Origin of the sequence: Sporosarcina sp. P32b (assembly GCF_002743335.1) — a bacterium.
Taxonomy (GTDB): Bacteria; Bacillota; Bacilli; order Bacillales_A; family Planococcaceae; genus Sporosarcina.
In genome coordinates, this window is the sequence record NZ_PDZB01000032.1 from 1 (window position 1) to 25450 (window position 25450).

The 25450-nt window shown below is 43.2% G+C and carries 19 protein-coding genes and 1 other annotated feature; of the genes, 4 read left to right on the forward strand and 15 right to left on the reverse strand.

Going from position 1 to position 25450, the window contains the following annotated elements:
- Positions 1 to 569: 569 nt before the first annotated feature.
- On the reverse strand, positions 570 to 1220 hold the full coding sequence (gene mecA / locus CSV64_RS15280) for an adaptor protein MecA (protein ID WP_099635455.1): 651 nt from the start codon (positions 1218 to 1220) through the stop codon (positions 570 to 572).
- Between the two features lie 238 nt (positions 1221 to 1458).
- Positions 1459 to 1857 (reverse strand): transcriptional regulator SpxA, encoded by a 399-nt coding sequence (spxA, locus tag CSV64_RS15285; RefSeq protein ID WP_009765721.1) that lies wholly within the window; start codon positions 1855 to 1857, stop codon positions 1459 to 1461.
- A gap of 437 nt (positions 1858 to 2294) precedes the next feature.
- Positions 2295 to 2507: a binding site (T-box leader), on the forward strand.
- A 93-nt stretch (positions 2508 to 2600) separates the two neighbouring features.
- Between spxA and trpS the strand changes: the two genes are divergently transcribed.
- Complete coding sequence (trpS, locus tag CSV64_RS15295; protein ID WP_099635457.1) at positions 2601 to 3587, forward strand: tryptophan--tRNA ligase; 987 nt, start codon at positions 2601 to 2603, stop codon at positions 3585 to 3587.
- Between the two features lie 624 nt (positions 3588 to 4211).
- Here the strand turns inward: trpS and fabF are convergent.
- On the reverse strand, positions 4212 to 5447 hold the full coding sequence (fabF, locus tag CSV64_RS15300; RefSeq protein ID WP_099635458.1) for a beta-ketoacyl-ACP synthase II: 1236 nt from the start codon (positions 5445 to 5447) through the stop codon (positions 4212 to 4214).
- A 45-nt stretch (positions 5448 to 5492) separates the two neighbouring features.
- Positions 5493 to 6425 carry a beta-ketoacyl-ACP synthase III gene (locus tag CSV64_RS15305; RefSeq protein ID WP_099635459.1) on the reverse strand — a complete coding sequence of 311 codons (933 nt, stop codon included), beginning with the start codon at positions 6423 to 6425 and terminating at the stop codon, positions 5493 to 5495.
- A gap of 178 nt (positions 6426 to 6603) precedes the next feature.
- On the opposite strand from CSV64_RS15305, the gene CSV64_RS15310 reads away from it, so the two are divergent.
- Positions 6604 to 6786 (forward strand): YjzD family protein, encoded by a 183-nt coding sequence (locus tag CSV64_RS15310; protein WP_099631038.1) that lies wholly within the window; start codon positions 6604 to 6606, stop codon positions 6784 to 6786.
- A 55-nt stretch (positions 6787 to 6841) separates the two neighbouring features.
- On the opposite strand, the gene CSV64_RS15315 is transcribed toward CSV64_RS15310, so the two are convergent.
- From CSV64_RS15315 to CSV64_RS15330, 4 genes are all read right to left on the reverse strand, one after another.
- Entirely contained in the window at positions 6842 to 8992 is a 2151-nt protein-coding gene (locus tag CSV64_RS15315) for an ATP-dependent Clp protease ATP-binding subunit (protein WP_099635460.1), read from the reverse strand.
- A 143-nt stretch (positions 8993 to 9135) separates the two neighbouring features.
- Positions 9136 to 9615 (reverse strand): ribonuclease E activity regulator RraA, encoded by a 480-nt coding sequence (rraA, locus tag CSV64_RS15320; protein WP_099635461.1) that lies wholly within the window; start codon positions 9613 to 9615, stop codon positions 9136 to 9138.
- 628 nt (positions 9616 to 10243) lie between these two features.
- Positions 10244 to 10558, reverse strand: a complete 315-nt coding sequence (locus tag CSV64_RS15325) for a metal-sulfur cluster assembly factor (protein ID WP_099635462.1) — start codon at positions 10556 to 10558, stop codon at positions 10244 to 10246.
- 46 nt (positions 10559 to 10604) lie between these two features.
- Positions 10605 to 11381: a prolyl oligopeptidase family serine peptidase gene (locus tag CSV64_RS15330; RefSeq protein ID WP_099635463.1), complete on the reverse strand. Its 777-nt coding sequence runs from the start codon at positions 11379 to 11381 to the stop codon at positions 10605 to 10607.
- Between the two features lie 172 nt (positions 11382 to 11553).
- Between CSV64_RS15330 and CSV64_RS15335 the strand changes: the two genes are divergently transcribed.
- Both CSV64_RS15335 and CSV64_RS15340 read left to right on the forward strand, forming a co-directional pair.
- Positions 11554 to 12378: a Cof-type HAD-IIB family hydrolase gene (locus CSV64_RS15335; RefSeq protein ID WP_099635464.1), complete on the forward strand. Its 825-nt coding sequence runs from the start codon at positions 11554 to 11556 to the stop codon at positions 12376 to 12378.
- 12 nt (positions 12379 to 12390) lie between these two features.
- On the forward strand, positions 12391 to 13248 hold the full coding sequence (locus tag CSV64_RS15340) for a DegV family protein (protein ID WP_099635465.1): 858 nt from the start codon (positions 12391 to 12393) through the stop codon (positions 13246 to 13248).
- A gap of 331 nt (positions 13249 to 13579) precedes the next feature.
- Here CSV64_RS15340 and CSV64_RS15345 read toward each other — a convergent pair whose 3' ends face one another.
- The 7 genes from CSV64_RS15345 to addB form a co-directional block, all read right to left on the reverse strand.
- Positions 13580 to 14950 (reverse strand): alpha-amylase family glycosyl hydrolase, encoded by a 1371-nt coding sequence (locus tag CSV64_RS15345; protein WP_099635466.1) that lies wholly within the window; start codon positions 14948 to 14950, stop codon positions 13580 to 13582.
- A 179-nt stretch (positions 14951 to 15129) separates the two neighbouring features.
- On the reverse strand, positions 15130 to 15261 hold the full coding sequence (locus tag CSV64_RS17010; RefSeq protein WP_255397664.1) for a hypothetical protein: 132 nt from the start codon (positions 15259 to 15261) through the stop codon (positions 15130 to 15132).
- 30 nt (positions 15262 to 15291) lie between these two features.
- Complete coding sequence (locus CSV64_RS15350; RefSeq protein WP_099635467.1) at positions 15292 to 15666, reverse strand: YisL family protein; 375 nt, start codon at positions 15664 to 15666, stop codon at positions 15292 to 15294.
- Positions 15667 to 15758: 92 nt separating this feature from the next.
- Positions 15759 to 16655, reverse strand: a complete 897-nt coding sequence (locus CSV64_RS15355) for a fumarylacetoacetate hydrolase family protein (RefSeq protein ID WP_099635468.1) — start codon at positions 16653 to 16655, stop codon at positions 15759 to 15761.
- Between the two features lie 55 nt (positions 16656 to 16710).
- A complete protein-coding gene (locus CSV64_RS15360) occupies positions 16711 to 17898 on the reverse strand; it encodes a DUF418 domain-containing protein (RefSeq protein WP_099635469.1) in 1188 nt (395 codons plus the stop codon).
- A complete protein-coding gene (gene addA / locus CSV64_RS15365; protein ID WP_099635470.1) occupies positions 17895 to 21599 on the reverse strand; it encodes a helicase-exonuclease AddAB subunit AddA in 3705 nt (1234 codons plus the stop codon). The genes CSV64_RS15360 and addA overlap by 4 nt, the downstream gene beginning before the upstream one ends.
- On the reverse strand, positions 21583 to 25074 hold the full coding sequence (gene addB, locus CSV64_RS15370; RefSeq protein ID WP_099635471.1) for a helicase-exonuclease AddAB subunit AddB: 3492 nt from the start codon (positions 25072 to 25074) through the stop codon (positions 21583 to 21585). The genes addA and addB overlap by 17 nt, the downstream gene beginning before the upstream one ends.
- Positions 25075 to 25450: the final 376 nt, after the last annotated feature.

Here is a 25450-nt window from a genome sequence, read left to right on the forward strand (position 1 = left end):
CACTTACATAGACAGCTAAACCACAAACTACTGATCAAACAGGAAAAAGAAAATGCACGTGCAAGAACCACAACCCCATGCCGCTTATTACGTACGCCTGAAAGAAACGTAATAAGCCAGCACTTCCACGACTAGAAACAACTACCCGAACTGCCCCACCCACAATCCAACGAAGGCGCCTGCCGTGGTAGGCGTAGCGAGGAGACAAAGACAGGCGAACTAACCTGTCTCTGGCTCCTCGCGAAAGCCATCCACCAGCGCCGAAGTGGCGACAATGAACTTGCCACTTACATAGACAGCTAAACCACAACCTCCCGATCAAACAAGAAAAAGAAATGCACCTGCAAGAACCACAACTTAATGCCGCTTATTACGCACTCTAAACAGAAACATAACCCGACAAGCACTTAATCACTTCCATGCACACCACATGTTCTAGTGCCAGTCAAAAGTACTTGTTCTAGCCTAAAAAGCACGTCGAGTAGCCCCACATACTACCAAACAAAAAGACTATTTATGGGTGGCAAAACAAAAAAAGGCTACCAAGTTATTGGTAGCCTTTTAGAGTATTATGAGAAATATTTATTTACTTGTTCAAATACGTCAGATCCCATGACTTCCTTGCCATACTCATCTATACGATGAATAGACATCTTAGACACTGCACCGTATTCTGTTACCATGCTGGCAATGTCCTTCGCACGTTTCTTCTCAATAAGAGAATAGTCGAAGCGTAAGTTGAGATAATAACGATCCTCGAATGCATATAGTTGCGAATCAAATTCGTCTTCGAGTGAAATCATCTTGCTAGCCAATGGTATGATTTGGTCAAACTCATTGAAAACAAATAATCTATCTTTAACTTGCAACTCTTCTTCACTTTCCTCTTCAGAGTCAGTAATCGCATCGAAAATTGGATCGAATAATTCTTCTGGATCTTCAATTCCAAATGGAAACTGTGAAGATTCTGCGTTCTTTGGAAGATGTGCACGCGTTACAATCACTTCAATGCCTTCATTCATAGCGTTAACTTGAATCCAAAGCGGTCCTTCAACTTCGAATTCCGTGTCATCACCAAGTTCATCCATCATATCCCAAAAAAGCTCTTCGCTTTTATCGCGATTATACCAGACGTCTTCTTTACTAAAACCACGGGCTTCAATATCTCCATAGGATAAATTAAACTTTACCGTGTTTTCATTAATGCGCTCTATTTCCATCCCTTATCTCTCCCTTCTGTAGAACAGGCCCTCCCCTGTCATATACTAATACACACTTGCAATGCTTATTACTACTATATGTCGACTCCGACGTTTTCGTAAGGGTTAATTGTATTTCATTTTACTAATGTTTGCATTGAAGTGGCTCATCTAGAGGAATACAAGGGAATATCAATTCAAAAAAGCTGATAGGCACAATTGTATCCCGTGTCATCCCTATCAGCTTTTGTTATTAAGATTAGTTTACCATACGCCGCGCTTCGAGCAGCTGATAGGCTCTAACTTTTCTCGGTAGGAAACGACGAATCTCATCTTCATTGTACCCTACTTGGAGTCTTTTTTCATCTAGAATGATTGGTCTTCTCAAAAGACCAGGATGTTCTTGGATCAACTCATATAATCTTTGAAGTGGAAGACTTTCCACATCAACATTTAATTTTTGGAATATCTTGGATCGTGTTGAAATAATTTCGTCAGTACCATCTTCCGTCATGCGAAGAATTTGTTTGATCTCTTGAATATTCAATGGTTCAGAGAAAATGTTACGCTCTGTATAAGGAATCTCATGTTCCTCCAACCATGCTTTTGCTTTTCTACAAGATGTACAACTAGGCGATGTATAAAGTGTGACACCCATTTATTGACACGTCCTTTCCTACGGCTTACGCTCATTAGATTTAATATATTTGCAATTCGTGTGGTTCACTTTAGAATTATTATAATTAATCTCTATACTGTTCATTATACACATAATCATTCTCAATTAATATAGTTTTTCGAAAAAACTTTTTCGAAATTCACAATTTCTTATTTTTCAACATTACAGTAGAGAATCATGCTGTATTCTGCGATAAATGAACATCTTCTACTTTAATACCCAAGGCATAAATGTTTTAAACATTTCATTTGTAAATAAATGCATTCTCATTTAGAAAATACTTCTGCTAATTATTCCCTCTCTGTATAGTACGTACAGGTGTACTAAAAGGTTTCATGTTGTGCAAATCTTTTTTCTTTTTATTAAATCAAAGTTGCATTTTTTAAAAGGTATCGATATAATCTTAAGCAATATAGTGAATGGCATTGAAGGAAAGAGTATTTTTGTTGCGGTTTTTGTAGAGAGCTTGTATAAGGTGAAAACAAGTAAAACTGCACAAAATGAATGGGCTCCTGAGCTTGATGGATGAAAACAGTACTCCATCACGTCTTCCCACGTTATGGGAATTGAGCGGCTATTAGTAGCAATTCGGGTGGTACCACGGTTACCTTTCATCAATCGTCCCTATTTACAGGGGATGACTGATGTTTTTTTATGCCATTTTTCACGTACGATACAGACTGTTTCGTTCCAGTCTACATTTTAAAGGAGGAAATATTATCATGAAAACCATCTTTTCAGGTGTACAACCAACAGGTGTCATCACATTAGGGAACTATATTGGCGCATTCCGTCAATTCGTTGAGCTACAAAACGACGAGGACTGTATTTTCTGTATCGTAGATCAGCACGCAATCACAGTACAGCAAAATCCAGATGACCTAAAACAAGCGATTCGTTCACTAGCTGCTACGTATATCGCAAGTGGTATTGATCCAGATAAATCCACATTGTTCATCCAATCAGAAGTTCCGGCGCATGCTCAAGCTGGATGGCTCATGCAATGCATTTCGTACATTGGTGAACTCGAGCGTATGACGCAGTTTAAAGACAAATCAGATGGAGCAGAAGGTGTATCTGCCGCACTTCTTACCTACCCTCCATTAATGGCTGCGGACATTTTATTGTATAACACGGATATCGTGCCAGTCGGGGAAGACCAGAAGCAACATCTAGAGCTAACTAGAGATTTAGCAGAGCGCTTCAATAGCCGATACGGAAAAGTATTGACCATTCCGGCCGTTCGTATTCCTAAAAATGGCGCTCGTATAAAATCTTTACAAGATCCATTGAAGAAAATGAGTAAATCTGATCCGAATAAAAAAGCGACCATTACGATTTTGGACACACCAAAAGAAATTGAAAAGAAAATCAAAAGTGCGGTAACGGACTCTGAAGGTATCGTGAAATTCGATGTAGAAAACAAACCAGGTGTCTCCAATTTATTGATTATCGAATCTTCACTGAGTGGTGTAACCATCGAAGAATTGGAAGCAAAATACGAAGGCCAAGGCTACGGAGCATTTAAAGCCGGTGTCGCTGATGCGATCAACCAACACTTAGCTGGAATCCAAGAACGCTATCATGAACTAATCAACTCTCCTGAACTCGATGCAATCCTCGATCAAGGAGCCGAAAAAGCAAACACCATCGCTTCCGCCACCCTCAAAAAGATGGAGGCCGCGATGGGCTTGGGACGTAGACGGTAAGTAGTAATAAAATAACCGCCACTACCAACATCATAAAATCCGTCGACTGCAAAATAAAAATCAATATCTGTTGATAATTATAACCAAGCGCAGAATAATTCAAGTAAAACAACAAATTGGCCAACGTCACCACAATCACACAATAACTACAAACAAATATAAAAAATCGCGTCACAGACATCTCGTCCTTTACCCTTTTCCTTCATCCTATGTTCAGACCAGGTGTAATTAGACGAGTCTTAAAAGTCATAACCAAAAAAGACTGAAAACATCTCCAGAAACATTATAAGGAGCTTGTTTTCAGTCTTTTGGTTTTGGTTTTGGTTTTGGTTTTGGTTTTGGTTTTTCACTTTAATATTTAATGCATGAATGTTCTACCGATAGAACAATACGTCAGTTTACCGTAAGTGGAAGGCGGCGACTCCCGATGGATCAGCCCGATTAGGTGAGACAACTATAGGAAGCTTGCGACCTAGTTGGCTCACCGCGGGCCCATGGGAAAGCGTCCGCCTGGAACGTCGGTAAACGGTGCCCTTCCAATCACTAACGAACTTGAATTTGAACTTAAGCTTCCCCAATAAAAAAAAGCGGAAAGAGTCAAAATCGACCCTTCCCACTTCCACCTTATATCTTCTTAAACACCAACGAAGCATTATGCCCGCCAAAGCCAAGAGAGTTACTCATAGCATACGTAATATCAGCCTTACGCGCCTCATTCACTACATAATCCAAATCACACTCAGGATCTGGCGTCTCATAATTCATCGTAGGAGGTAAAATTCCTTCCTGCAACGCCTTTACAGTAAAGATCGCCTCAATACCGCCAGCAGCCCCAAGCAAATGACCTGTCATCGACTTAGTGGAACTCATCGCTAACTTATACGCATGATCACCAAACACAGTCTTCGCTGCCATCGTTTCAAACAAATCATTATACGGCGTACTCGTGCCATGCGCATTAATATAATTCACTTGTGTAGGGTCAACGCCCGCTTTTGCCAATGCTTGTTGCATCGCACGCGCTCCGCCTTCTCCACCTGGTGCCGGTGCTGTAATATGGTGCGCATCGCCAGTTGAACCGTAGCCGACGATTTCCGCGTAGATCTTCGCGCCACGTGCAACCGCATGCTCATATTCTTCCAAAATCAGAATTCCTGCACCCTCACCCATTACGAAACCATCACGGTTTTTATCAAATGGACGGGAAGCTTTTGTAGGATCGTCATTTAAAGATAGCGCTGTACTTGCAATGAATCCCGCTACTGCAAGTGACGTAATTGGCGCTTCAGTTCCGCCTGTGATCATGACGTCTGCATCTCCACGTAGGATCACTTCAAATGCATCGCCGATAGAGTTTGTACCAGATGCACAAGCTGTTACGGAACAAGAGTTGATTCCTTTAGCTCCTGTGAAAATAGATACTTGTCCTGCAGCCATATCCGGAATCATCATAGGAACGAAAAATGGACTGACGCGTCGATAGCCTTTTTCAAGGAAAGTATTGAATTGTTTCTCATGTGATTCCATTCCGCCGATTCCAGAACCGATCCAAACGCCTGTACGAAGCGCTAAGTCGCCTTCAAGTTCCAGGTTCGCATCTTTCATCGCCATCATTGCGGAAGCAACTGCATAGTGCGTGAACCGATCCATTTTACGGGCATCTTTACGGGAAACGTATTCTTCGATATCAAAACCTTTTACCTCCGCCATCACGCTGACCGGGAATTTTTCCTGATCCAGTCTTGTCATGACATCAATACCAGATTTTCCTTCCAACACTGATTTCCAAGATTCTTCAGCTGTGTTACCTACTGGAGTAATTCCACCGATACCCGTTACCACTACACGTCGTTTTTCCAATTTCAAACTTCCTTTCTATTGTTAACTTTTATTTTTTCGGGCTATTTACTTACCCCATTTTATACATAAGCCGCCCCATGTCAAGCCGCCACCGAATCCTACCAAAACAATCACGTCATCATCTTTCACTCGACCTTCAGCTAAATCATCTGTCAATGAAATCGGTATAGATGCTGCCGATGTATTGCCATACTTATGAACCGTTTTCGACATCTTCTCAACCGGTAATCCTAAACGTTCTCGTGATGCTTCCATTATACGGATATTGGCTTGGTGAGGAACAAGATAGTCCACTTCGTCTGTCGTTAGACCCGCTTTTTTCGCGACGTTGACTGCTGTTTCTCCCATTTGACGTACCGCAAACTTAAATACTTCGCGGCCATTCATTTCTAAATATTTATCATGGTGGAGATATTTACCACCTGAACCGTCTGCTCCCAATTCGAATGAAAGAATTCCTCTTCCTTCACTGACTTTACCAACGACTGTTGCTCCTGCACCATCTCCGAACAAGACAGCGGTATTGCGGTCTTCCCAGTCGACGATTTTCGATAACTTTTCAACACCTACTACAAGAACATAATCATATGTGCCAGATTCAACAAATTGCTTCGCTGTTACCACACCATAAATGAACCCTGCGCATGCTGCAGAAATATCCATCGCTGCTGCGTTTTTCGCACCTAGACGTTCTTGGATCATCGTTGCGACAGATGGAAAAATATTATCCGGCGTAACTGTAGCTACTAAAATTAGACCAATTTGATCAGCACGGATATCTGCTGATTGCAATGCCTCTTTCGCAGCCTCGAATGCCATGTCGGATGTGTCAATGTCATCTGATGCGATTCTACGCTCTTCAATTCCCGTTCGCGTACGAATCCATTCATCTGATGTATCTAAACTTTTTTCTAAATCTTCATTCGTCACAACAGTTGGCGGAACATATTTCCCCATCCCTAAAAGTCCAGCTCTCATCTCATCTACCCCGTTCCTTATCATCTAATATTAGTACCTGGTAGTAATTATAGAAGAAAAAACATACTTTTTCAAGAAGAGGACACCTTTTCGTCAAATATAATGCATAATTTCATTTCATCGTTTTAGTATGCTATGGTATGATGTATTATGAAATAGACTAGTCGAGGTGAAAATCATGCACTATATTATGACATTTGTTTGGTCGTTCCTCTTGGTAGCTATGTTAAACTACGTTGCCGGCTCTATTGGAGGCAATGCATTTGACTTCATGGCGGGCGTTACCGTCTCAATCGTTTTGGCTGTACTTGTATTGATTATCACTGCAATCATTCCAAACGAATCTCCAGCAGACGTTTGATTTACGATCAAAAAGCGTAAGAACTGTTCAACAGTTCTTACGCTTTTATTTTATCTTATCGAGCAACATCCACAACCAATTGTCCATCGTTCATGGACAATTGGATTTGCTGTCCTTCTACAAGACCGCCTCGAATAACTTCTTTTGCAACTTTCGTTTCCACATGTCGCTGAATGAATCGTTTCAATGGCCGCGCACCGAAGTCCGCATCCGCTCCTTCACGAACAATCCAATCAAGTACTTCTTCGTCATAGACAAGCACAAGATCCTGCTCTTCCAGACGACCAACCAAATCACCAAGCATCTTGTTAGTAATCGCTTTGAATGAATCAGTATTCAATGAATGGAAGATGATAATATCGTCCATTCGGTTCAACAACTCGGGTTTGAAATGACTACGAAGTGCTGCCATGATCAAATCTTCTTTGGCATGTTCTGTGTTCTCTAGATCATTCTCGAGTAAATAAGCCGACCCAATATTCGATGTCATGATTACGACAGTATTCGTAAAGTTGACTAAACGCCCTTGACTGTCTGTAATACGTCCATCATCTAGAATCTGCAGTAAAATATTCGCTACATCAGGATGCGCTTTTTCAATTTCATCCAATAACACGACAGCGTATGGATTTCGTCGTACCGCTTCCGTTAACTGGCCGCCTTCTTCATAGCCGATATATCCTGGAGGTGCACCGACTAGACGAGACACACTGTGTTTCTCCATATACTCGGACATATCAATGCGCACGAAATGATCTTCCGAATCAAATAACGTCGCAGCTAATGTTTTTGCAAGCTCTGTCTTACCTACACCAGTCGGTCCAAGGAACAAGAACGACCCAATAGGCTTGTTCGGATCTTGAATCCCTGCACGCGCACGCCAGACAGCTTCAGTGACGAGTTGTACTGCATTGTCTTGACCAATGACACGTTCTTTCAATGTTTCATGCAAGCGCAATAACTTTTCACGCTCTCCTTCAACAAGTTTCGTTACTGGAATGCCTGTCCAACGGGCAACAATGGATGCAATCTCTTCTTCCGTCACTTCTTCACGCAATAGACGTATATCTTTCGTTCCTTCTAACGGACTTTCCAATGCTTTTAATTCTTTTTCCAATGCTGGAATTTTACCGTACTGTAATTCAGCCGCTTTATTCAAATCAAAACTACTTTGCGCTTCTTCAAGTTCTCGACGGTAGCGATCCAACTCTTCGCGTTTACTTTGAATAATTTTTAATGCAGCTTTTTCTTCATCCCACTGCTCTCGCATACCTTTTGAAGAATCTTTTAAGTCTTGTAGCTCTTCGCGCAAAGTCTGTAGACGCGACTGACTCATCGTATCCTTCTCTTTACGCAATGCTTGCTCTTCAATTTCAAGTTGCATAATTCTACGAGTCACCGCATCCAGTTCAGATGGCATCGAATCGATTTCCGTACGAATCATGGCGCTTGCTTCATCAATTAAATCAATCGCTTTATCTGGCATGAAACGCTCAGTTAAATACCGATCAGATAATGTTGCCGCTGCAACTATTGCACGGTCATGAATACGCACACCGTGGTGCAATTCAAAACGTTCTTTTAGTCCACGCAAAATCGACACCGTATCTTCAACGGAAGGTTCACGTACCATCACTTGCTGGAACCGTCTTTCTAGTGCCGCATCTTTTTCGATATACATCCGGTATTCATCGAGTGTAGTCGCACCAATACAGTACAATTCACCACGTGCAAGCATCGGCTTCAACATATTCCCTGCGTCCATCGCACCTTCTGTTTTTCCTGCTCCAACAATCGTATGGATCTCATCAATGAACATGATGATTTCTCCATTGCTATCTTTCACTTGTTTCAAAACACTTTTCAGACGTTCTTCAAACTCTCCGCGATACTTCGCACCCGCAATCAATGCACTCATATCAAGCTCAAAAATCTGACGGTCTTTCAATCCTTCCGGCACATCGCCTTTTACAATACGCTGTGCCAATCCTTCCACAATCGCAGTTTTACCGACTCCCGGCTCTCCGATGAGGACTGGATTATTCTTTGTCTTTCTTGATAATATTCGGATTACATTTCGAATTTCTTCATCCCGGCCAATAACCGGATCCATTTTTCCATTTTTCACTTCATCCACAAGATTACGACCGAATTGCTCTAGTGGTGAGCGCTGATCTTCTGGCATTCCATCCATACGCATATACATCCGCCTTTCATTTGTTTGACTTTGACTATCTTTGATTAATTAAATTATAGTATATTTTTTGGATAAAGTAAAAGATTAACACTCGAATTCTATGACTATTTTTAGACATAAAAAGCCGCCCGCAACTATGCGAGCGACGTGCATTAAACTAATTGGCGAGGCGCAACGACTACCCCGTCTTCATCAGCGTAGACGTAGTGACCTGGTGTCCATTCAACATTTCCGAAATGAAGAACTACGTCTTTTTGTCCTTCGCCACGTTTAATACTTTTTACCGGCATGCTACCGATCGCCATGACACCGATTTCTTGTGTGCCAAGATCCGCAGTGTCGCGTGCGCAGCCATAAATAATGACGCCGGCCAGTTTACGATCTTGTGCGATTTCGCCGAGCATGTCCCCCATGAGTGCGCAGCGTTTTGATCCCCCGCCGTCTACAACCAAGACATGGCTTTCTGGAATCGTTTGAAGTGCTTCTTTGACTAGCACATTGTCTTCAAAAACCTTCACTGTCGAGATCGGCCCCGAGAATCTTTTGTGCTTGCCATAGGATTTGAACTCCACTGTGCACACTTGCAGTTCGTCGATGAAGTCATCGCACAGGTCTGCTGTTTTAACTGACATTTCCCATTCCCCCTAGTACATTCTGTTTGACGCTACTCTATTCCTATTCGACAAAATCTTGCATTTCCTTTTTTATTATGAATGTTTTCATTTTGGATATGGGGATTGGCTAGGTGAGTTACATAGTGTTCGTCATGGGATTGAAGCTCCAGCTGGCGGACGCTTTCCCATGAGCTTTTGCGAGTAAAAGCGAAGCGTTAGGAGCACATCTTTGCACTTCGCCGCTAGCTTCCGCTTCAATCCAAGTTATATGATGGATTCAGCTCATATGAGCGGTTGCGGACTTAGTATGAGCGCATGTCGCTGATGATAGAGCGGTTAGACTTGAGTTATGAGCGCTTAATCAGTTTAATGAGCGGCTACGCAGGAAATATGAGCGCTTGAACAGATTATTGAGCGTTTGCGACAGTTCAATGCGTAACAAGAAGTATTACCCACTTGCAATGCACGGATTGGAGGGAGAGCCGTAACGAAGGACGGCTTTTGCACTTGCGACCTGGTTGGCTTACCGCTGCCCATAAGACACGCGTACCCTCCGAAGCGCAAATCCCCACCCCAAAACCCATGCCAGCCTATCCTTTCCATTAAAAAACCACACCATATAAAACGGTGTGGTTGATGTATTCTATTAACGTACGCCTAGTGCAATCTTGGCATAACGTGACATGTGGTCGCGGGACCATGGTGGATTCCAAATAATATCTACCACTGTATCCTTAACCTCTGGAAGTTCCATTAGTTCCTGCTCAATATTCGCTACAATCTGTGGACCCATTGGGCAACCCATTGATGTTAGTGTCATTGTAACTTTCGCTACTCCTTCGTCGAGCAACTCTGCATTGTAAACCAATCCAAGGTTGACGATATCAATACCCAATTCAGGGTCAATGACGTTTTCTAACGCACCAAATAAATACTGCTTGATTTCTTCTTCTGTATTCATCGAAATGCTCCTCTCTGCTGTGTAGTACTCTTATCTTACCAACATACTACCTTGCAAGCAAATGCAGTGCAAGCCAATCGACTGCGGCAAGCATTCCTGGACGTGAAACGGCGTGTCCTGCATTGTCGTCAGGCATCCATTTCAATAGCTCTGGTTGATCTTCGTAATCCTCTTGAATTTCCTCGTAAAAGTTTTTCGTAAATTCAAACGGTACCATTGTATCTTGTTCACCATGCCAGATGAAAAGAGGACGCTGATGCAATCTGCCTGGATTTTGCGATAGATCTACTTGGTCAAGGGCTGCAAATAGTTGCTCGCGTTCTTCTTGAGACACTGGAATCTCTCTACCGCCACGCTCTGCGTAAGAAATTTGCCCTTTGGCTAAGCGCGTGAATGCAGGTGACCCCATCATCACGGAAGCCGCGTCAATCCAATCGTAATTTGAAAGGCTGCCGAATGTTGTGATTCCCCCCATTGAAGTACCACCCATGCCAATTAGTGTTTGGTCGTCGATCAATCCCTTTTCAAATAGTTCATCATGTAAAACGTCAGCTTCTTTAATAGAAGTCAACACAATATCCCAAAAGTGTAATGCTAATTGAAATTCATCCAGTGATTCCGAGCGTTCACCATGTAGTTTAGCATCGGGTAATAGTACACGAATTCCTTGTTTTGCTAGATTATATGCGTAGTGTAAATTATGTTCTTTCGCACTAGTAAATCCATGAAAAAATAGTACAACAGGAATGCGTTCTTTCTCTTTTGACTCTTCCACGATATGAAGTACCGGGATCTCTTGCCATTTTTCTGAACGAATAATCATGACGATTCCTCTTTTCCTACAATCATTTACTGTTATGTTAGAATAACAACAATTAACAGATAAGACAAAACCTTCGCCTTACCACTCATTCTTTTGACTTACTTACACGGTTAACGATAAACTATAAAGACATAACAATCTGATACCATAAGCAATAGTAGGAGAGGATTTCTTGAAACCACATTTAATAGTACTAGACTTAGATGGAACGTTATTGACGGATAAAAAAGTCATTTCACCTAAAACAGAACAGACACTTCGCATAGCTGTTTCACAAGGACATCACGTAATGATTGCGACAGGACGACCATACCGCGCTAGTGAAGTTTATTACCGCCAGCTGGGTCTGACAACACCAATCGTCAACTTTAATGGTGCCTTCGTCCACCACCCTACCGACCGTTCATGGCAAACGATTCACGAGACGATTGCATTGCCAGTCGTCAATGAAGTAGTAGATGCCATGCAGAACTTCTCAGTCGAAAATATCGTGGCGGAAGTGATGGATGATGTCTATGCACACTATCATGATGAGCGCTTTTTAGATATTTTAAACTTTGGTAATCCACTCATCACGGCAGGAGACATTCGGAATTCATTAAAAACCGACCCAACCAGCCTGTTAATCCAAGCTGATCCACTAACAGTCGATCCGATTCGACAGCATCTTGAAGACTTGCATGCGGAAGTCATTGACCACCGTCGTTGGGGAGCTCCATTCAATATCGTGGAAATAGTACGTCATGGCCTCAATAAAGCTGTAGGCATTGACGCAGTTTCAAAATGGATGAACGTACCGCAAGACCGCATCATCGCATTTGGAGACGAAGACAATGACCTCGAAATGATCGACTATGCAGGAACAGGCGTCGCAATGGGGAATGCTATCGACTCCTTAAAATCTATCGCAGACGAAATAACAGATACAAATAATGAAGATGGAATTTCACGCATACTGGAAGAACGATTATCCTTACAAAAAAACATCGTCGTATAAGGGGGAAAAGAAATGAAGATTTTTGCGGATAGCGCATGTGATTTACCATTAGACTTCTTTAAAGAAAACGAAGTAGAACTATTCCCATTAAGCGTTCTTCTAGGCGGCAAAGAATACGAAGATATCGTCGAGATCAACTCCAAGGAAGTATTCGATGCGATCCGTCAAGGACAACAACCAAAGACATCTCAAGCTTCACCCGATAAAATGATGACCACTTGGAAAGACCTAGCAGCATCTGGTGAAGACGGCATCTACATCGCCTTCTCTTCCCAACTGTCAGGAACATACCAAACAGCTGTCATGACGAGCGATCAAGTAAAAGAAGACAATCCTTCCATGAACTTGGCAGTCATCGATACACACTGCGCTTCACTCGGTTACGGTCTACTCGTTAAAGAAGCCGTACGACTACGCAATGAAGGCGTCGGCATGCGAGAAATCGAACAAGAAATCCGCACAATGGCAACACATATGGAACACCTCTTCACTGTAGAAGATCTAGACTACTTGGCAAAAGGCGGACGTGTATCCAAAGCTAGCGCATTTTTCGGTGGACTACTCAACATCAAACCCCTTCTACACGTAGAAGATGGAAAACTCGTTCCCATCGAAAAACACCGCGGACGCAAAAAAGTCCTACGTCGCATGATTGAAATGATGGAAGAACGCGGTAGCAACCTACATGAACAAACTATCGCCATCAGCCACGGCGACGATCTAACCACGGCTAAAGAGTTCCAAGAAATGATCCAAGAAGTCATTCAACCAAAAGCAATCGAAATCCACCAAATAGGCTCCGTCATCGGCTCACACGCCGGCCCCGGAACCATCGCCTTATTTTTCCTCAACAACACAAAAAGCGAATAAAAAACAGCCCGCATAAACTGCGGACTGTCAAAGACTCAAGAAGAATTCCAATGTTAGGAACTCATCTTGAGTCTTTATTTTCTATTAATTTAACTTTGTAATTTCAATAAAATATGATAGTTGATCGTAAGTGGAAGGCGGCGAGTGCCAAGATGTGCTCCTAACGCTACGCTTTTACTCGCAAAAGCCGTTCTTCGTAACGGCTCTTCCCGATGGATAAGCGTGCGCCTTGAGACCCCGCAGAAGCGAAGCGCACGAGGAGACTCAAGGCCACGCCCATGGGAAAGCGTCCGCCTGGAACGTCGATCAACGGTGTTCCAACCTATCTATCTTACTTCTTCTCTCTAACAACTTCCTCAGTCCGACCCTGCTTGCCTTTGCGTATAACCATATACAAAAACAACACAAACAGAACAACCACCATAATAGAAGCAATCAGATAAGGCGTATTGAATCCCTTATCCTCCTCGACGATATAAATCTCCGCCAGCTCACGATCAAGTACTATAGGATACTTATTATCCTTCGTTTTCTTAATCAAATCCTGACCAAGCACACCGCGAAACTTCTTTTTATCCCCAAATACTTTAGGATCCAGCTCGAAGCTCTGCACTACAGACGTATTATTGAGCGCAATAATCCATGTCTCATCTTCAGAAGAACGTTCAAACACAACAAATCCATCTTCATTATGCAAGAACTTGAAATCGCCTGTACGAAGTGTTTCCGAATCATTGCGAAGAGTATTCAGGTCGCCAATCCACTCTTGTAATTCCATATCTGTCTTAAAATTAAAGAACGGATGAGTTTCAGGTGCTTCTTTACCATTCACTGCAATTTCTGTTGCATAGGGAACTAATGGAACGCCCGGAAGCATAAATTGTGCAGCCGTCGCTACTTTCCAACGTGTCGGTGGGAATTGACGAAGTTCCACCATTTTATATGTAAAACGTGGACCTGTTAAATCATCAAATTGTAGTAATTTTCCTGCATCCTCATTACTAAACTGATCCAGTAAAGACGTATCCGGATCTACTTGCACGAAAGATTCTTGGATCGCCGCACTTTGTTTTTCAGCCGGCACACTGTCAAATGATGCATCACTCTGTTCATTTGTAATCACGTACAGACCTTCGTTCGCTTCTTTTACTGCTTCGATCATGTTGTTTAGAAACTCCGTATCTGCTTGATCGAGTAAAGTTAGACGAAGCCCGTCCAAGTCATAATCGGATACAAATTGTACAGCGGAATCCATCAGTTCCTGCTGTACAGCAGAATCGCTTACTTCACCTACTAAAGGGAAATCTGCCATGATTTTCAAATCATTCGCATGCATCTCCTCAATTAATGCGGTGAATTCTTCCGCTGTACCGAAGTGTGGTTCAATCTCATGATAATCCAGTACTTCATTTCCATCATATGAAGCTGTTTTGAAAACCGGTCCGACAGAAATCATCGTAAAGTGCATATCAATCAAGTGCTGCAATCGATTGCTGATTCCTGCAAAATCTCCACCGTTAAAAACAGCCGGATTTTTTGCGTCGGCATCGAAATCATTAGATTCGATTCCATTATTGAAACGGTCGACAAGTAAATCATAAATACTTTCATCGCTAAAAGATCGATCGGTATCTGCAAAAGCGGGTTGTGCTATCGATAGGGCAAGCATACAAGTTGCCAGTAGTCCGATTATTCGTTTCACTATAGTAAATCCTCCTCATACAAACTCTTCTTTTAGTTTATCAAACGCTAGCTAGCCGTGCCATTCTTTCTTATGAAAACCATTAACGCGTTCTGTAAATACGGCAATCTTGTGAAAGTGTGGCGCTCATGCCAATAAAAAAAGCAGTAGAGGGAAAACCCTCCACTGCCTGCGCATAGTCATTCGTTATCGTCTTCAGTAAAGAAATTCGGATCCCGCTGTTTACGCGCACTGACTACTACGGAGACCGCAAACAACGCCATCAGTAACAGGATCACAATCAAAAATATCCAGCCGGCCTGTATTGCCATTTGCTCATCCCCTTTAGTAATCAGTAGTGATTATGCGAAAAAGTTGAAGCCCATTGGTAATTTGAAACCGACGAACATCGTTGCAAGTAGAGCGACGATGAAGAGAATCCACATAAGACCTGTGTTCTTCCCTTTATTTCCGCGAACAAGAACCATTTCCATGAATCCGATTGTCAGAATACCAAGGACAAATTTGATGCCGTATAGCATGGAATCAATACTCATATGCTTAAAGAATAACGCAGCTCCTGTGATGATGATCAATACATAGAACAGACGCAAAATCATATGTGTAATCTTTTTTCCTTTTGTTCCATTTGCCATACTTGCTGCTACTAAAAATAGTACAACACCTACTACCCATGTAAAAATATGCATGTGGGTTGTATCAGTTAAAAATCCCATTACTTCCACCTCGTTATTAGTATAGTCGATTGATATTCTACCATATCTTTCAAACTACGACTATTCTGTTGCCTATTTCATAGACTTACGTATTATTCGAAACGGTTAACTAGTGTACCGATTCCTTCGATGGATACTTTTACTGTATCGCCCTTTTTCAAGTACGTTGGAGGTGTCATACCTTTACCAACACCCGCTGGCGTACCTGTCAAGATTATATCACCAGGCTCTAATGTGACATACTTGGAAATTTCTGCGATCAAGTTATCAATCTTAAAAATCATGTTCGACGTATTACCGTTTTGTCGTACTTCATCATTCACTTTTGTTACGACGGATAAATTTTGCGGGTTTGGAATTTCATCTTTCGTCACCACATAAGGCCCCATCGGACAAGAGTCATCTAAACTTTTACCTAAGAAGAACTGTTTGTGCTCCGTCTGGATATTGCGCGCTGTAATATCATTACCAATTGTGTAACCAAATACGTAATCATATGCCAGTTGCTTAGGAATGTTTTTGCCTGTCTTGCTAATCACGACAGCCAATTCCCCTTCATAATCCAATGAATCCGTAACTTCACTATGGATCGATAATGTTTGCTCGTCCCCTGCGATTGCTGTTGGAGACTTGGTGAATAGCATCAATTTCTCAGGTGCTTTTGATCCAAGTTCCTCTGCATGGTCAAGATAGTTCTTACCCACACACAACACGTTCTTCGGTGTGCGTGGAATTGGAGACAACCATTCGATGTCAGTAAACGCATGTTTAAACTGTTCTACGTTTCCTTCAGCCTCAGTTTTCTCTACCAATTTACGAACTTCCTCCACAAAATCCATACCGTGGGAAACGCCTTCAATCATCGTTTTGGGGAAATCAGTTTGTTCCAACGCTTCAGCCATTGCGAGTAAATCCCAAACAGCTTCCTCACGTTTAACTTTTGGTCCGAATAAAGTCTGCCCTTCGTAACGGAATGACAATAATTTCATTTCAATACCCAACCCTTTCCATGTGAATTCACATATTCCTATGTTACGACAAAATCTACTTTTTTTCCTCTCTCACGACGAAATTCTTTCCGTACGACCACTTCCGCCACAAAGCTTCAAGTGGTCCCATTCTGAATTTCGACAACCAAACCTGCGCTACAATGAGCTGAATCGCGAAAACTCCGATTGCTAGCCACGTGCCGGTCACTATGTCTACTTTACCATACAGACCTACTCCATATGAATAAAATATCATCGTCGCCATAACCGATTGCATAATATACGTCGTAAATGCCATTCTACCAACGTTTGCAAAAGGTTGCGTAATACTCTTCAAAAATGGAATTTGGAACAGCAATAAAAATAATGCGCCATATCCAAGTGTCAGAATCGGACCGCCAATAATTGATTGAACGAGTAAAATATTTTCGAATTTCGGGCCGTCCCAACTCGGAATGTTCTTCAAAATAACGCCAATCGGAATAAATACTAGCATGGCCAGTAGCAACTTCCCTTTCACCGCATACATACGCTCGATGACTTTGAATTTCGATAATGCAGCTCCGAACATGATCAACGGCAAAATAATAAAGACCGCTGTGATCGAACCGATGATTTCAAAAGTAAAGAATTCATTCAAACGAAAAGCGAAAATATCGCCGAACGTGCCGTTTGCATAAGCTGCAATCGCTCGTTCGATTTGCTGAACATCTTCAAAGCCGTCCAACATATTTGATGAAGTCGCCCTACGAGTAAGCGCCAAAATACTGTACAACAATAATGTCGGCACAAAATAAATGACTAATGAAAGTGCCATCAACCACTTCTTTGGAATCCGGATCACCGCAATCATGATGAATCCCATCAACGCATAGGTGAACAAAATGTCACCTGACCAAATGAGCACCGCGTGTAACACACCAAAGATCAGTAGAATTCCCATGCGTCGTGCCATGAATGGTGCGAACTGTGTATTGTTTTTCAATGATTTTTCATACTGCATATTCACACCATAGCCAAATAACATGGCGAATAATGGATAGAAACTAGCTTCTATAAACACATCGATAAAATGAAACATCGACTGCTCATGCGGGATGGTATACCACGAATACGGATCCATATACGCGTACGGCGAATGGAAATGGAGCATATTCGCAATCAAAATCCCAAGTAACGCAATCCCTCTCAAGTAATCGAGTGCTTCTACCCGTTCTGTTAAAGGTGTAGGAGTCAACTTCAAACAAATTCCTCCTGTAAGCTAATGATTTTCGCTCCGCTGAATAAGTACAGCAACATTTCTTTGATTTCAATCGAAAGAATGGATTCTAATACCTTCTTATACAAATTCAACTGCGTGCCATAACGGACTTGCATTTCTTTAACAATCGCCTGATCGGAATGATAGTTACTGACATCATCCGTTTTATAATCCACAAGTACCCACTCGCCGTCTTCATGGAACAGACAGTCTGCAATACCTTGTAGCAACTGATACTCGTCTTCAACAGCAGGTAACGCATACGTAAACGGCGTTTCACGCAACAGCTGATCGGCTTGCTTCATCCGTTTGCCAAGTGTCGTCTGGAAAAATGCTACTATTGCCTGCACGTCAATCGCAGCCGCTTCTTCTTTCGTCAGCAGTTCACGTGTTGCAAGCTGCTTCACAAACTCCGTTGTACTCGCTTGATCTAGTTCCGCTGTCAAATCAAGATGTTGCATGACGGTATGCATGGCGGTACCGATTTCTGCTTTCGTCAATGAACGCTTCTGCAAAAATGACGGTCGTGCATGAAGATTTGAGATTCGCTTCGTGGCGTCAGGTTCCATTTCTTCAAACGGATCGGCATCTCCTCGTTCGAACTCCAGCAACGCAATCCGCTTCAACTCACTGACCGATTGTTTGGAAGATAACTCCACTGCGAATTCAAACGGATAATGCGCATCAAAACGACTTCGCACTTCTTCCACTAACTTCGGATCCGCTACGGCCGCTTCCTGATCGACAGGTATCCAGTCCTCAATCTCCACTTCATTCGTACTATGGAATGCAGAAAATGGATAGGCATTTACTTCCCATGCTGACGGATCATCCATCAGTTCCCCGCCAGTCGTCTTACCAAATTTTCCGAAGTCCAAATGCCGTGCAACCGCTGGACCTATCCAGTCGAGATAACCGGTTGCCCGTGAACGTGTGTATTCCGGCAAAGGTTCATCTTCATTCAACAACTGGGCTTCTTGCCACTTGTTCATCGTCTTTTCGATATCTTTAACGGAGGCAATCAATTCCAAATGCTCTTTAGCACGCGTCATAGCTACGTAGAGCACGCGCATTTCCTCTGCCCGCATCTCTAGCTCCTTTTTCTCTTTGATCGCTAGAAACGGTAGTGACGTGAACATAATCCGTTTATCTGGATCGATTGCTTTAACGGCGAGTCCGAAATGCTGATCAAATAAATATGGATTATGGAAGTCCATTTTATTGAAGGGACGTCCCATTCCCGCTAAAAATACATACGGGAACTCCAACCCTTTTGAAGAGTGAATGGTCATGATTCGTACGACGTTTTCCTTTTCGCTCATAAACCGCGCTTCCCCGAGATCATCCCCGCGTTTACGCATGCGGTCAATAAATCGAAGGAAACGGAACAATCCACGGAACGAGGTCTTTTCATAGGCCATCGCTCGGTCATGTAACGCACGTAGATTAGCTTGGCGTTGTTTACCATTCGGCAAAATTCCGACCATTTCGTAATAATGCGTATCTTGATACACTTGCCAAATCAATTCCGATAACGAACCGTGACGTGCCATATTCCGCCAGTCTTCAAGTAATAGGAAAAAGCGTTGAAGCTTTTCCTGTGTAGCAGGATTCACTCCCGCACCACCCGTCTGCATGAATAATTGCAGTGCTTCATAAAATGTCGCATTCCGATTGACGAGACGAATTTGCGCTAATTCATTTTCAGTCATGCCAACAAACGGTGCACGTAACACCGATACGAGCGGAATGTCTTGGTACGGATTGTCGACGACACGCAATGTATTGAGCATAATCATCACTTCAATGGCATCAAAATAACCAGAAGATAACGATACATGAACAGGGATCCCTGCGGCTTTTAATTCATCCGCAATTTCACTCGACCATGTCATCGAACGCATAAGTATGACAATATCACTGTATTCTAGCGGGCGTTGTTTACCGCTGAATGCATCTGCCACTTGTGCTTTCTCGTCTTTCCATGTCTTGATTTTCTGTGCAATGAAACGCGCTTCTGCCTGAGATTTCTTCAACTCTTGCTGCGCTTCTTGCTCCTCAGACAATTCATCTTCTTCATTTTCATACAAAATCGTCAATCCAGCCGAAACGTCTTTTTCGGGATATTGTGCACCATACTTCAACGCCGCCGCATCGTCATACTCAATTTCTCCAACACGCGTCCCCATGATCTGCCTAAAAATATAGTTCGTCGCATCGAGGACTTCTTTACGGCTCCGGAAGTTGGCATTCAAGTCGATTTTCAACCCTTGATCCTCTACATCTGATGTGAAACGATCATACTTCCCTAAAAACAAGCCTGGCTCTGCTAGACGGAATCGGTAAATCGACTGTTTGACGTCCCCTACCATAAATAAATTGCCGTCCGCTTCTCCGCCTTGCTTCACTAACTGCAAGATCGCTTCTTGCAAGAAGTTCGTATCTTGATATTCATCCACCAATACTTCCGCAAATCGATTTTGGTAATCGATCGCAATATCAGAAGGAACGCGCTCCCCGTCTACTTCTTCGGATAAAATCTGCAACGCATAGTGCTCAAGATCTGAGAAGTCCACTAATCCGCGCTCTTCTTTTAACGCTTGGTAACGCGTCGTGAAATCCTCTACTAATCCAACGAGCGTGTGCATAAGTGGCGCCATTAAACGGATTTCTTCTAACAGTCTTGCAGGTGTTCGAGTAAAGTATGTGTCTTTTAATGCATTGACGATTTTCTTCACTTGATCACGCATCGATTTACCACGCGCAGCCAAGTCTTCGTCACATGAATCTTTACGAATCGTACCTGCCTTGACCCACTTCAACGTCTGGAAATACGCAAAGGCATCTTCCCACTTGCCGTGAAGCATATAGTCTAGCGCTCCGTCAATCCATGCTTCATCCGCTTTTGCAGTTTCAAGCAAAGGTAACGGTCCATCATTCATTTCCGCCACTCGCTGTAAATCGCGGGTGATCGTTTTCGCTTCTTCAAGCGTATGTTGGATCGATACTTTCAGCGAATCGATGAATGACAAGCCGTCAATTGTCGCGTTCTCTCCAATTTCATATTGTTGCGGGATGAGCTCCAGCCACTGCGATGGATTCGGATGTACACGGGAATAATCATAGAGTTTATCAATCAACGTCTCGATCGCCTGATCATTACGATCTGCTGTAAAGCTATCACTCAAACGATAAATCGCTTCTGGATCCGGCTGACTGTAGGCGTCTTCCAACACAAGTGCAATCGTATCATCCCGTAAAATCGCCGCCTCGGTTGTATCAGCAATACGGAATCCAGGATCTATATCGAGCACATACGAATACTGCCGAACGACTTGCAGACAAAATGAGTGCAAGGAGGAAATCTGTGCTTTATTTAGTAGATTTAACTGTCTGCGCAAATGGACGGAAGAAGGGTCTAAAACGATCGCTTCCTCTAGCGCACTGGCCATACGATGACGCATTTCGGCGGCGGCCGCATTTGTGAACGTCACAACGAGTAGTTGATCGACGTCTATTGGCTGTTCCGTGTTCAATACTTTTTCAATCATCCGCGTGATGAGGACTTTTGTTTTCCCTGAACCTGCCGCAGCAGATACGAGAATATCTTTACCGGACGCGTAAATCGCTTTCCATTGATCGTCCGTAAAGGTCTCATGTGGCGGCTTATCTGGAATTCGCATCTGGATCGATCTCCTTCCTCATCTTTTCTAATGAATCTTCCGGCTTATGGGCCGTATAGTTCCGTGTAGGCTGTGTCGGATCGGTGCTGTCAAACTGACAAATTGACTGATACGAACAGAATGTGCACGGCATATGTTCTTTTAGGCGGTACGGATAGACTCGTGTGTCACCTGACAACATACCGTCCCCTGCTTGCTGATGTTTTTTGCGGACAAATGAACGCAAAATATTAATATCTTCAGGTGCTACGACTTTTGAAGTCGAATAAAACGAGCCGTCTTTCTTTAAACGTGCGGGAATAATTAATGACTCACTTTCGATGTGGTCATCCATTGCCAGTGCAACGTCTGCATCTTCTAGTATATAACCCTGCATTTTATAGGATTTCAATAACTCTTTTTCCACAGCATCTTCGTTCAACTCTTTCGTCAAACGCAGCATCGGATTGTGAACGTACATATACAACACACCCGCGGGATTTGCATAGACACCGAGCCAATCCTCCGCGTGCTCAAGTGCAACGTCTAGATAGGTCAGCATTTGCAGTGATAAGCCGTAATACACTTCGGTCAAATCCAGTGCACGTGCCGACGATTTGTAATCAACTACTCGCAAATACGTTTGATCGTCTTTTTTCATCGTATCGATTCGATCGATCCGTCCTCGAATATGCATCCGTTGACCGTTTTTTAAATTAATTTCAAGCGGTGCGATCTCTTCATCCGGACCAAAACCTGCTTCGATTGCAATCGGTGTGAAGCTTGAATTACGCGCCTGCGACTGTAAAGCACGGATTGTCCGTTGAATGATTTGCATTAATTTCCGCTGAATATACGCATAGCGTTGACTCGACAATAAAATTCGATGGAAGAACTTCGGTGCCAGTGCATCAATCGCTTCACGACCTAACTGCCAGCACTGTTCTTTCGTCAACGCAGCCCACGACAAGCCTAGTCGCATGACTTCATCCGATACCCACTTCAATGCCGCATGGAATAAATCGCCGATATCCGGTGCTTCTAGCTGGAATTCAAAACGCTCTTGCAAGTTCAGACCATACGTCGTGAAATGTTGGAACGGACAACTATAATACGATTCAATTCTCGAAACACTCGTCGTAAAGGACGAGCCATATAAACCTGTCGTCAGTTCTGTATCGAGCAACTCGGTCTTCTGTCGCTTCAATGCAGGTTGTACAATCGACTCTATAACGGAAGACCACAGTGGATCTTCTTTATAATACGCAAGAACCGCTTGCCACTGCGGCGCGATTTCTTCATGCGTTGACGCTTGTCGCATAATACGAATCGCATAAGACAGTGCTACGTCAGGATGTTCGATATAAGCGAGTTTGTCTTCTACTTCGGACAGCTCCGTCGGCTCCATGACCGCGATTTCGGTAGGGATATTTGAAACCATTTGCTGAAGTCTAGGAATGTAAAGAGACGGAATCAACGCTTTCCCTTCTTCATCCGCAATAGGATAACTGACAGTCAAACGCGCACTCGCTCCAGTAAACGCACGATATGCCATATACGACTCCCGCATGAGCTGAAGTTTTGTCGTAGGCGCAAGCGTAATGCCCATTTCACTAAACAACTCTCGGTCGCTGTCTGACAGCAACCCTTCGTGATCATTGCGCAGTGGCAATACCCCTTCATTCGCACCGAGCACAAACACCGCTTCGACACCCATCGAATTAAATAACTCCATAGTCGTCACTGTCACTTGATCGAGCGACGGCGGAATCAATTTGAATTCCAGTGTATCGAATCCTTCATCCAATATTTTCATCGCTTCTGCAATCGGTAGTTCTTTCTCTCCAAACATCAGCACAAACTGATCCAGCACATTAATCCAACTCGTCCATGCTTGTTCATGTTCAGCCGCTGCTTGCAAACGATGATTAGTATGTTCCGTTTGCTGCAACTCTATAATTTTATCGTAGATACTCAGAGATTCTATCGTGTAAAACAATGCTTCCGCCACGTCTCGACCGGTACGAGCAGACTGTAACTTCTGCTGTAATTGCTCAATCGGCTCGCGAATCATATCGCGCGTCTCAGCAAACTCCGCTTGCGTCGCAAGTTCTTCATCTGTCTGCACGGTACGGACTTTTTCGAGCCCTCTATAACGACTGACCTTCCAACGTTCTTCATCTTGCCAGCGAGATTTCCCATGAATTCCTTTAGCTAGCACAAAATTCTCCAAGCGGTCTGCCCGCTCTCTCCATACTGGCTTGCTTTCATTGACAGGGAAAAACAGATCCGTCTTCACTGCTCTAAACACGGCTTCATACGACCAATCGGTACGCACCGCTTCAAGCAATGAACGCGCAAATTCAATCAACGGATGATGCAACATCGGTTTCTTCTGGCTAATGAACACCGGAATATCATATTGCGTGAATATGTTCTGAATCAATTCGCTATAGACATCCGGTTGACGATTTAACACGGTCATCCCTCGGTACCGCTTACCTTCACGCATCATCTTGCGAATCGAACGCGCCACGGCATGAACTTCTGCACGGCGATTCGACGCTTCAATAATCTGTATCGCCCCTTCTGATTCAAACGATTCAGGAGGATAATGATCAAACTGCTCTTCCAAATGCGCCAATTCTCGATTTGAAAAGCGTTGCAACTCCGTCAAATGAACACGTTCTTCACGATCGACTGACTCACTGTATGCTAGTTGCTGAAGCGTTTCGAACTGTTGCTGGGCAGTATGGAATAATTCATGCTCGCCGGTATGCACTTTTTCTTCCATTGGCAACACAACCGTCACACGTTTCGTATATTTCATTAATTGCGTAATAATCGTGTATTCCTGTGTCGTGAAATCACCGAAGCCGTCTATGTAGATCGACGCATCTTGTAGCCACTCCGAGTGTGCTAACTGATCCGCTAGCGCATTGAGTTGACCTTCACTGTCCATATAGGTCGTGCCAAGACGTTCTTCTATTTTCTCGAGCAACAATTGTAGATCATGCGCTTTGTCCTGCAAAATCCGAGGTGCTTGTTTTTCTGCAAGTGACGTCTTCAATTCAGTAAACGCTTGCTGATCGATACAATATTTACTGAATTCTTTCATGACGTCACTAATCTGCTCAGCGAATCCATGCTTCGAAGCTGCTTGTTTAAATAGCTTGAACGATTCTTTATTGTCTTCTAGCACACTTCGAACAAGCATGCGATAGCCGAAGCTGTCTACTTCTTCGCGCGTGATGCCGCCGACTTCTTGTAAGACCCGCCATGCCAGTCGTTTGAAGGTCAAGACTTGCGCACGAATCATGCCGGACAGTCCGGATTTGACTGAGAGGCTATATTCCATAGAGTAGGATAGTTGGTCGGGTACGATGACGACAATAGGTGCCCCCATCGGCCGTTCTTTCAATTCTTGGGCGATTTCTTGTTCAATAAAAGTTGTTTTTCCTGTTCCGGAGCGACCGGTAATAAAGCGCAGTGTCATGTTTTTTTCTCCCCTTTCGTTGGAAGTTGGATTTATATAGGGTTTTTAAATTAATTAGTGCGTAAGTGACCACGGATTACGTTTCTGTTTCGTGTGCGTAATAAGCTGCATAGTGTTGTGGTTCTAGCACGTGCCTTTTCTTTTTCCTGTTTAATCAGGAGGTTGTGGTTTAGCTGCCTATGTAAGTGGCGAGTCCATTGTCCTCACTACGGCGCTGGTGGATGGCTTTCGCGAGGAGCCAGAGACAGGAAGTTCGCCTGTCTTTGTCTCATCGCTACGCCTACCACAGCAGTCGCCTTCGTTAGAGTATGTGTAGGACAGTTCTTCTACTTCTTTTTCAAAAAGTACAAAATCAGTATTACCAATTCACGGATCT

Excerpts from the sequence above, each read along its gene's own strand:
- CSV64_RS17010 (WP_255397664.1), bottom strand. The coding sequence starts at position 15,261 with ATGGCAATACAGGCCGGCTGGATATTTTTGATTGTGATCCTGTTACTG.
- CSV64_RS15325 (WP_099635462.1), bottom strand. The coding sequence starts at position 10,558 with ATGAATACAGAAGAAGAAATCAAGCAGTATTTATTTGGTGCGTTAGAA.
- trpS (WP_099635457.1), top strand. The coding sequence starts at position 2,601 with ATGAAAACCATCTTTTCAGGTGTACAACCAACAGGTGTCATCACATTA.
- addB (WP_099635471.1), bottom strand. The coding sequence starts at position 25,074 with ATGACACTGCGCTTTATTACCGGTCGCTCCGGAACAGGAAAAACAACT.
- CSV64_RS15315 (WP_099635460.1), bottom strand. The coding sequence starts at position 8,992 with ATGTATATGCGTATGGATGGAATGCCAGAAGATCAGCGCTCACCACTA.
- spxA (WP_009765721.1), bottom strand. The coding sequence starts at position 1,857 with ATGGGTGTCACACTTTATACATCGCCTAGTTGTACATCTTGTAGAAAA.
- CSV64_RS15350 (WP_099635467.1), bottom strand. The coding sequence starts at position 15,666 with ATGGGATTTTTAACTGATACAACCCACATGCATATTTTTACATGGGTA.
- CSV64_RS15355 (WP_099635468.1), bottom strand. The coding sequence starts at position 16,655 with ATGAAATTATTGTCATTCCGTTACGAAGGGCAGACTTTATTCGGACCA.
- rraA (WP_099635461.1), bottom strand. The coding sequence starts at position 9,615 with ATGTCAGTTAAAACAGCAGACCTGTGCGATGACTTCATCGACGAACTG.
- mecA (WP_099635455.1), bottom strand. The coding sequence starts at position 1,220 with ATGGAAATAGAGCGCATTAATGAAAACACGGTAAAGTTTAATTTATCC.
- CSV64_RS15330 (WP_099635463.1), bottom strand. The coding sequence starts at position 11,381 with ATGATTATTCGTTCAGAAAAATGGCAAGAGATCCCGGTACTTCATATC.
- addA (WP_099635470.1), bottom strand. The coding sequence starts at position 21,599 with ATGCGAATTCCAGATAAGCCGCCACATGAGACCTTTACGGACGATCAA.
- CSV64_RS15310 (WP_099631038.1), top strand. The coding sequence starts at position 6,604 with ATGCACTATATTATGACATTTGTTTGGTCGTTCCTCTTGGTAGCTATG.
- CSV64_RS15340 (WP_099635465.1), top strand. The coding sequence starts at position 12,391 with ATGAAGATTTTTGCGGATAGCGCATGTGATTTACCATTAGACTTCTTT.
- CSV64_RS15305 (WP_099635459.1), bottom strand. The coding sequence starts at position 6,425 with ATGAGAGCTGGACTTTTAGGGATGGGGAAATATGTTCCGCCAACTGTT.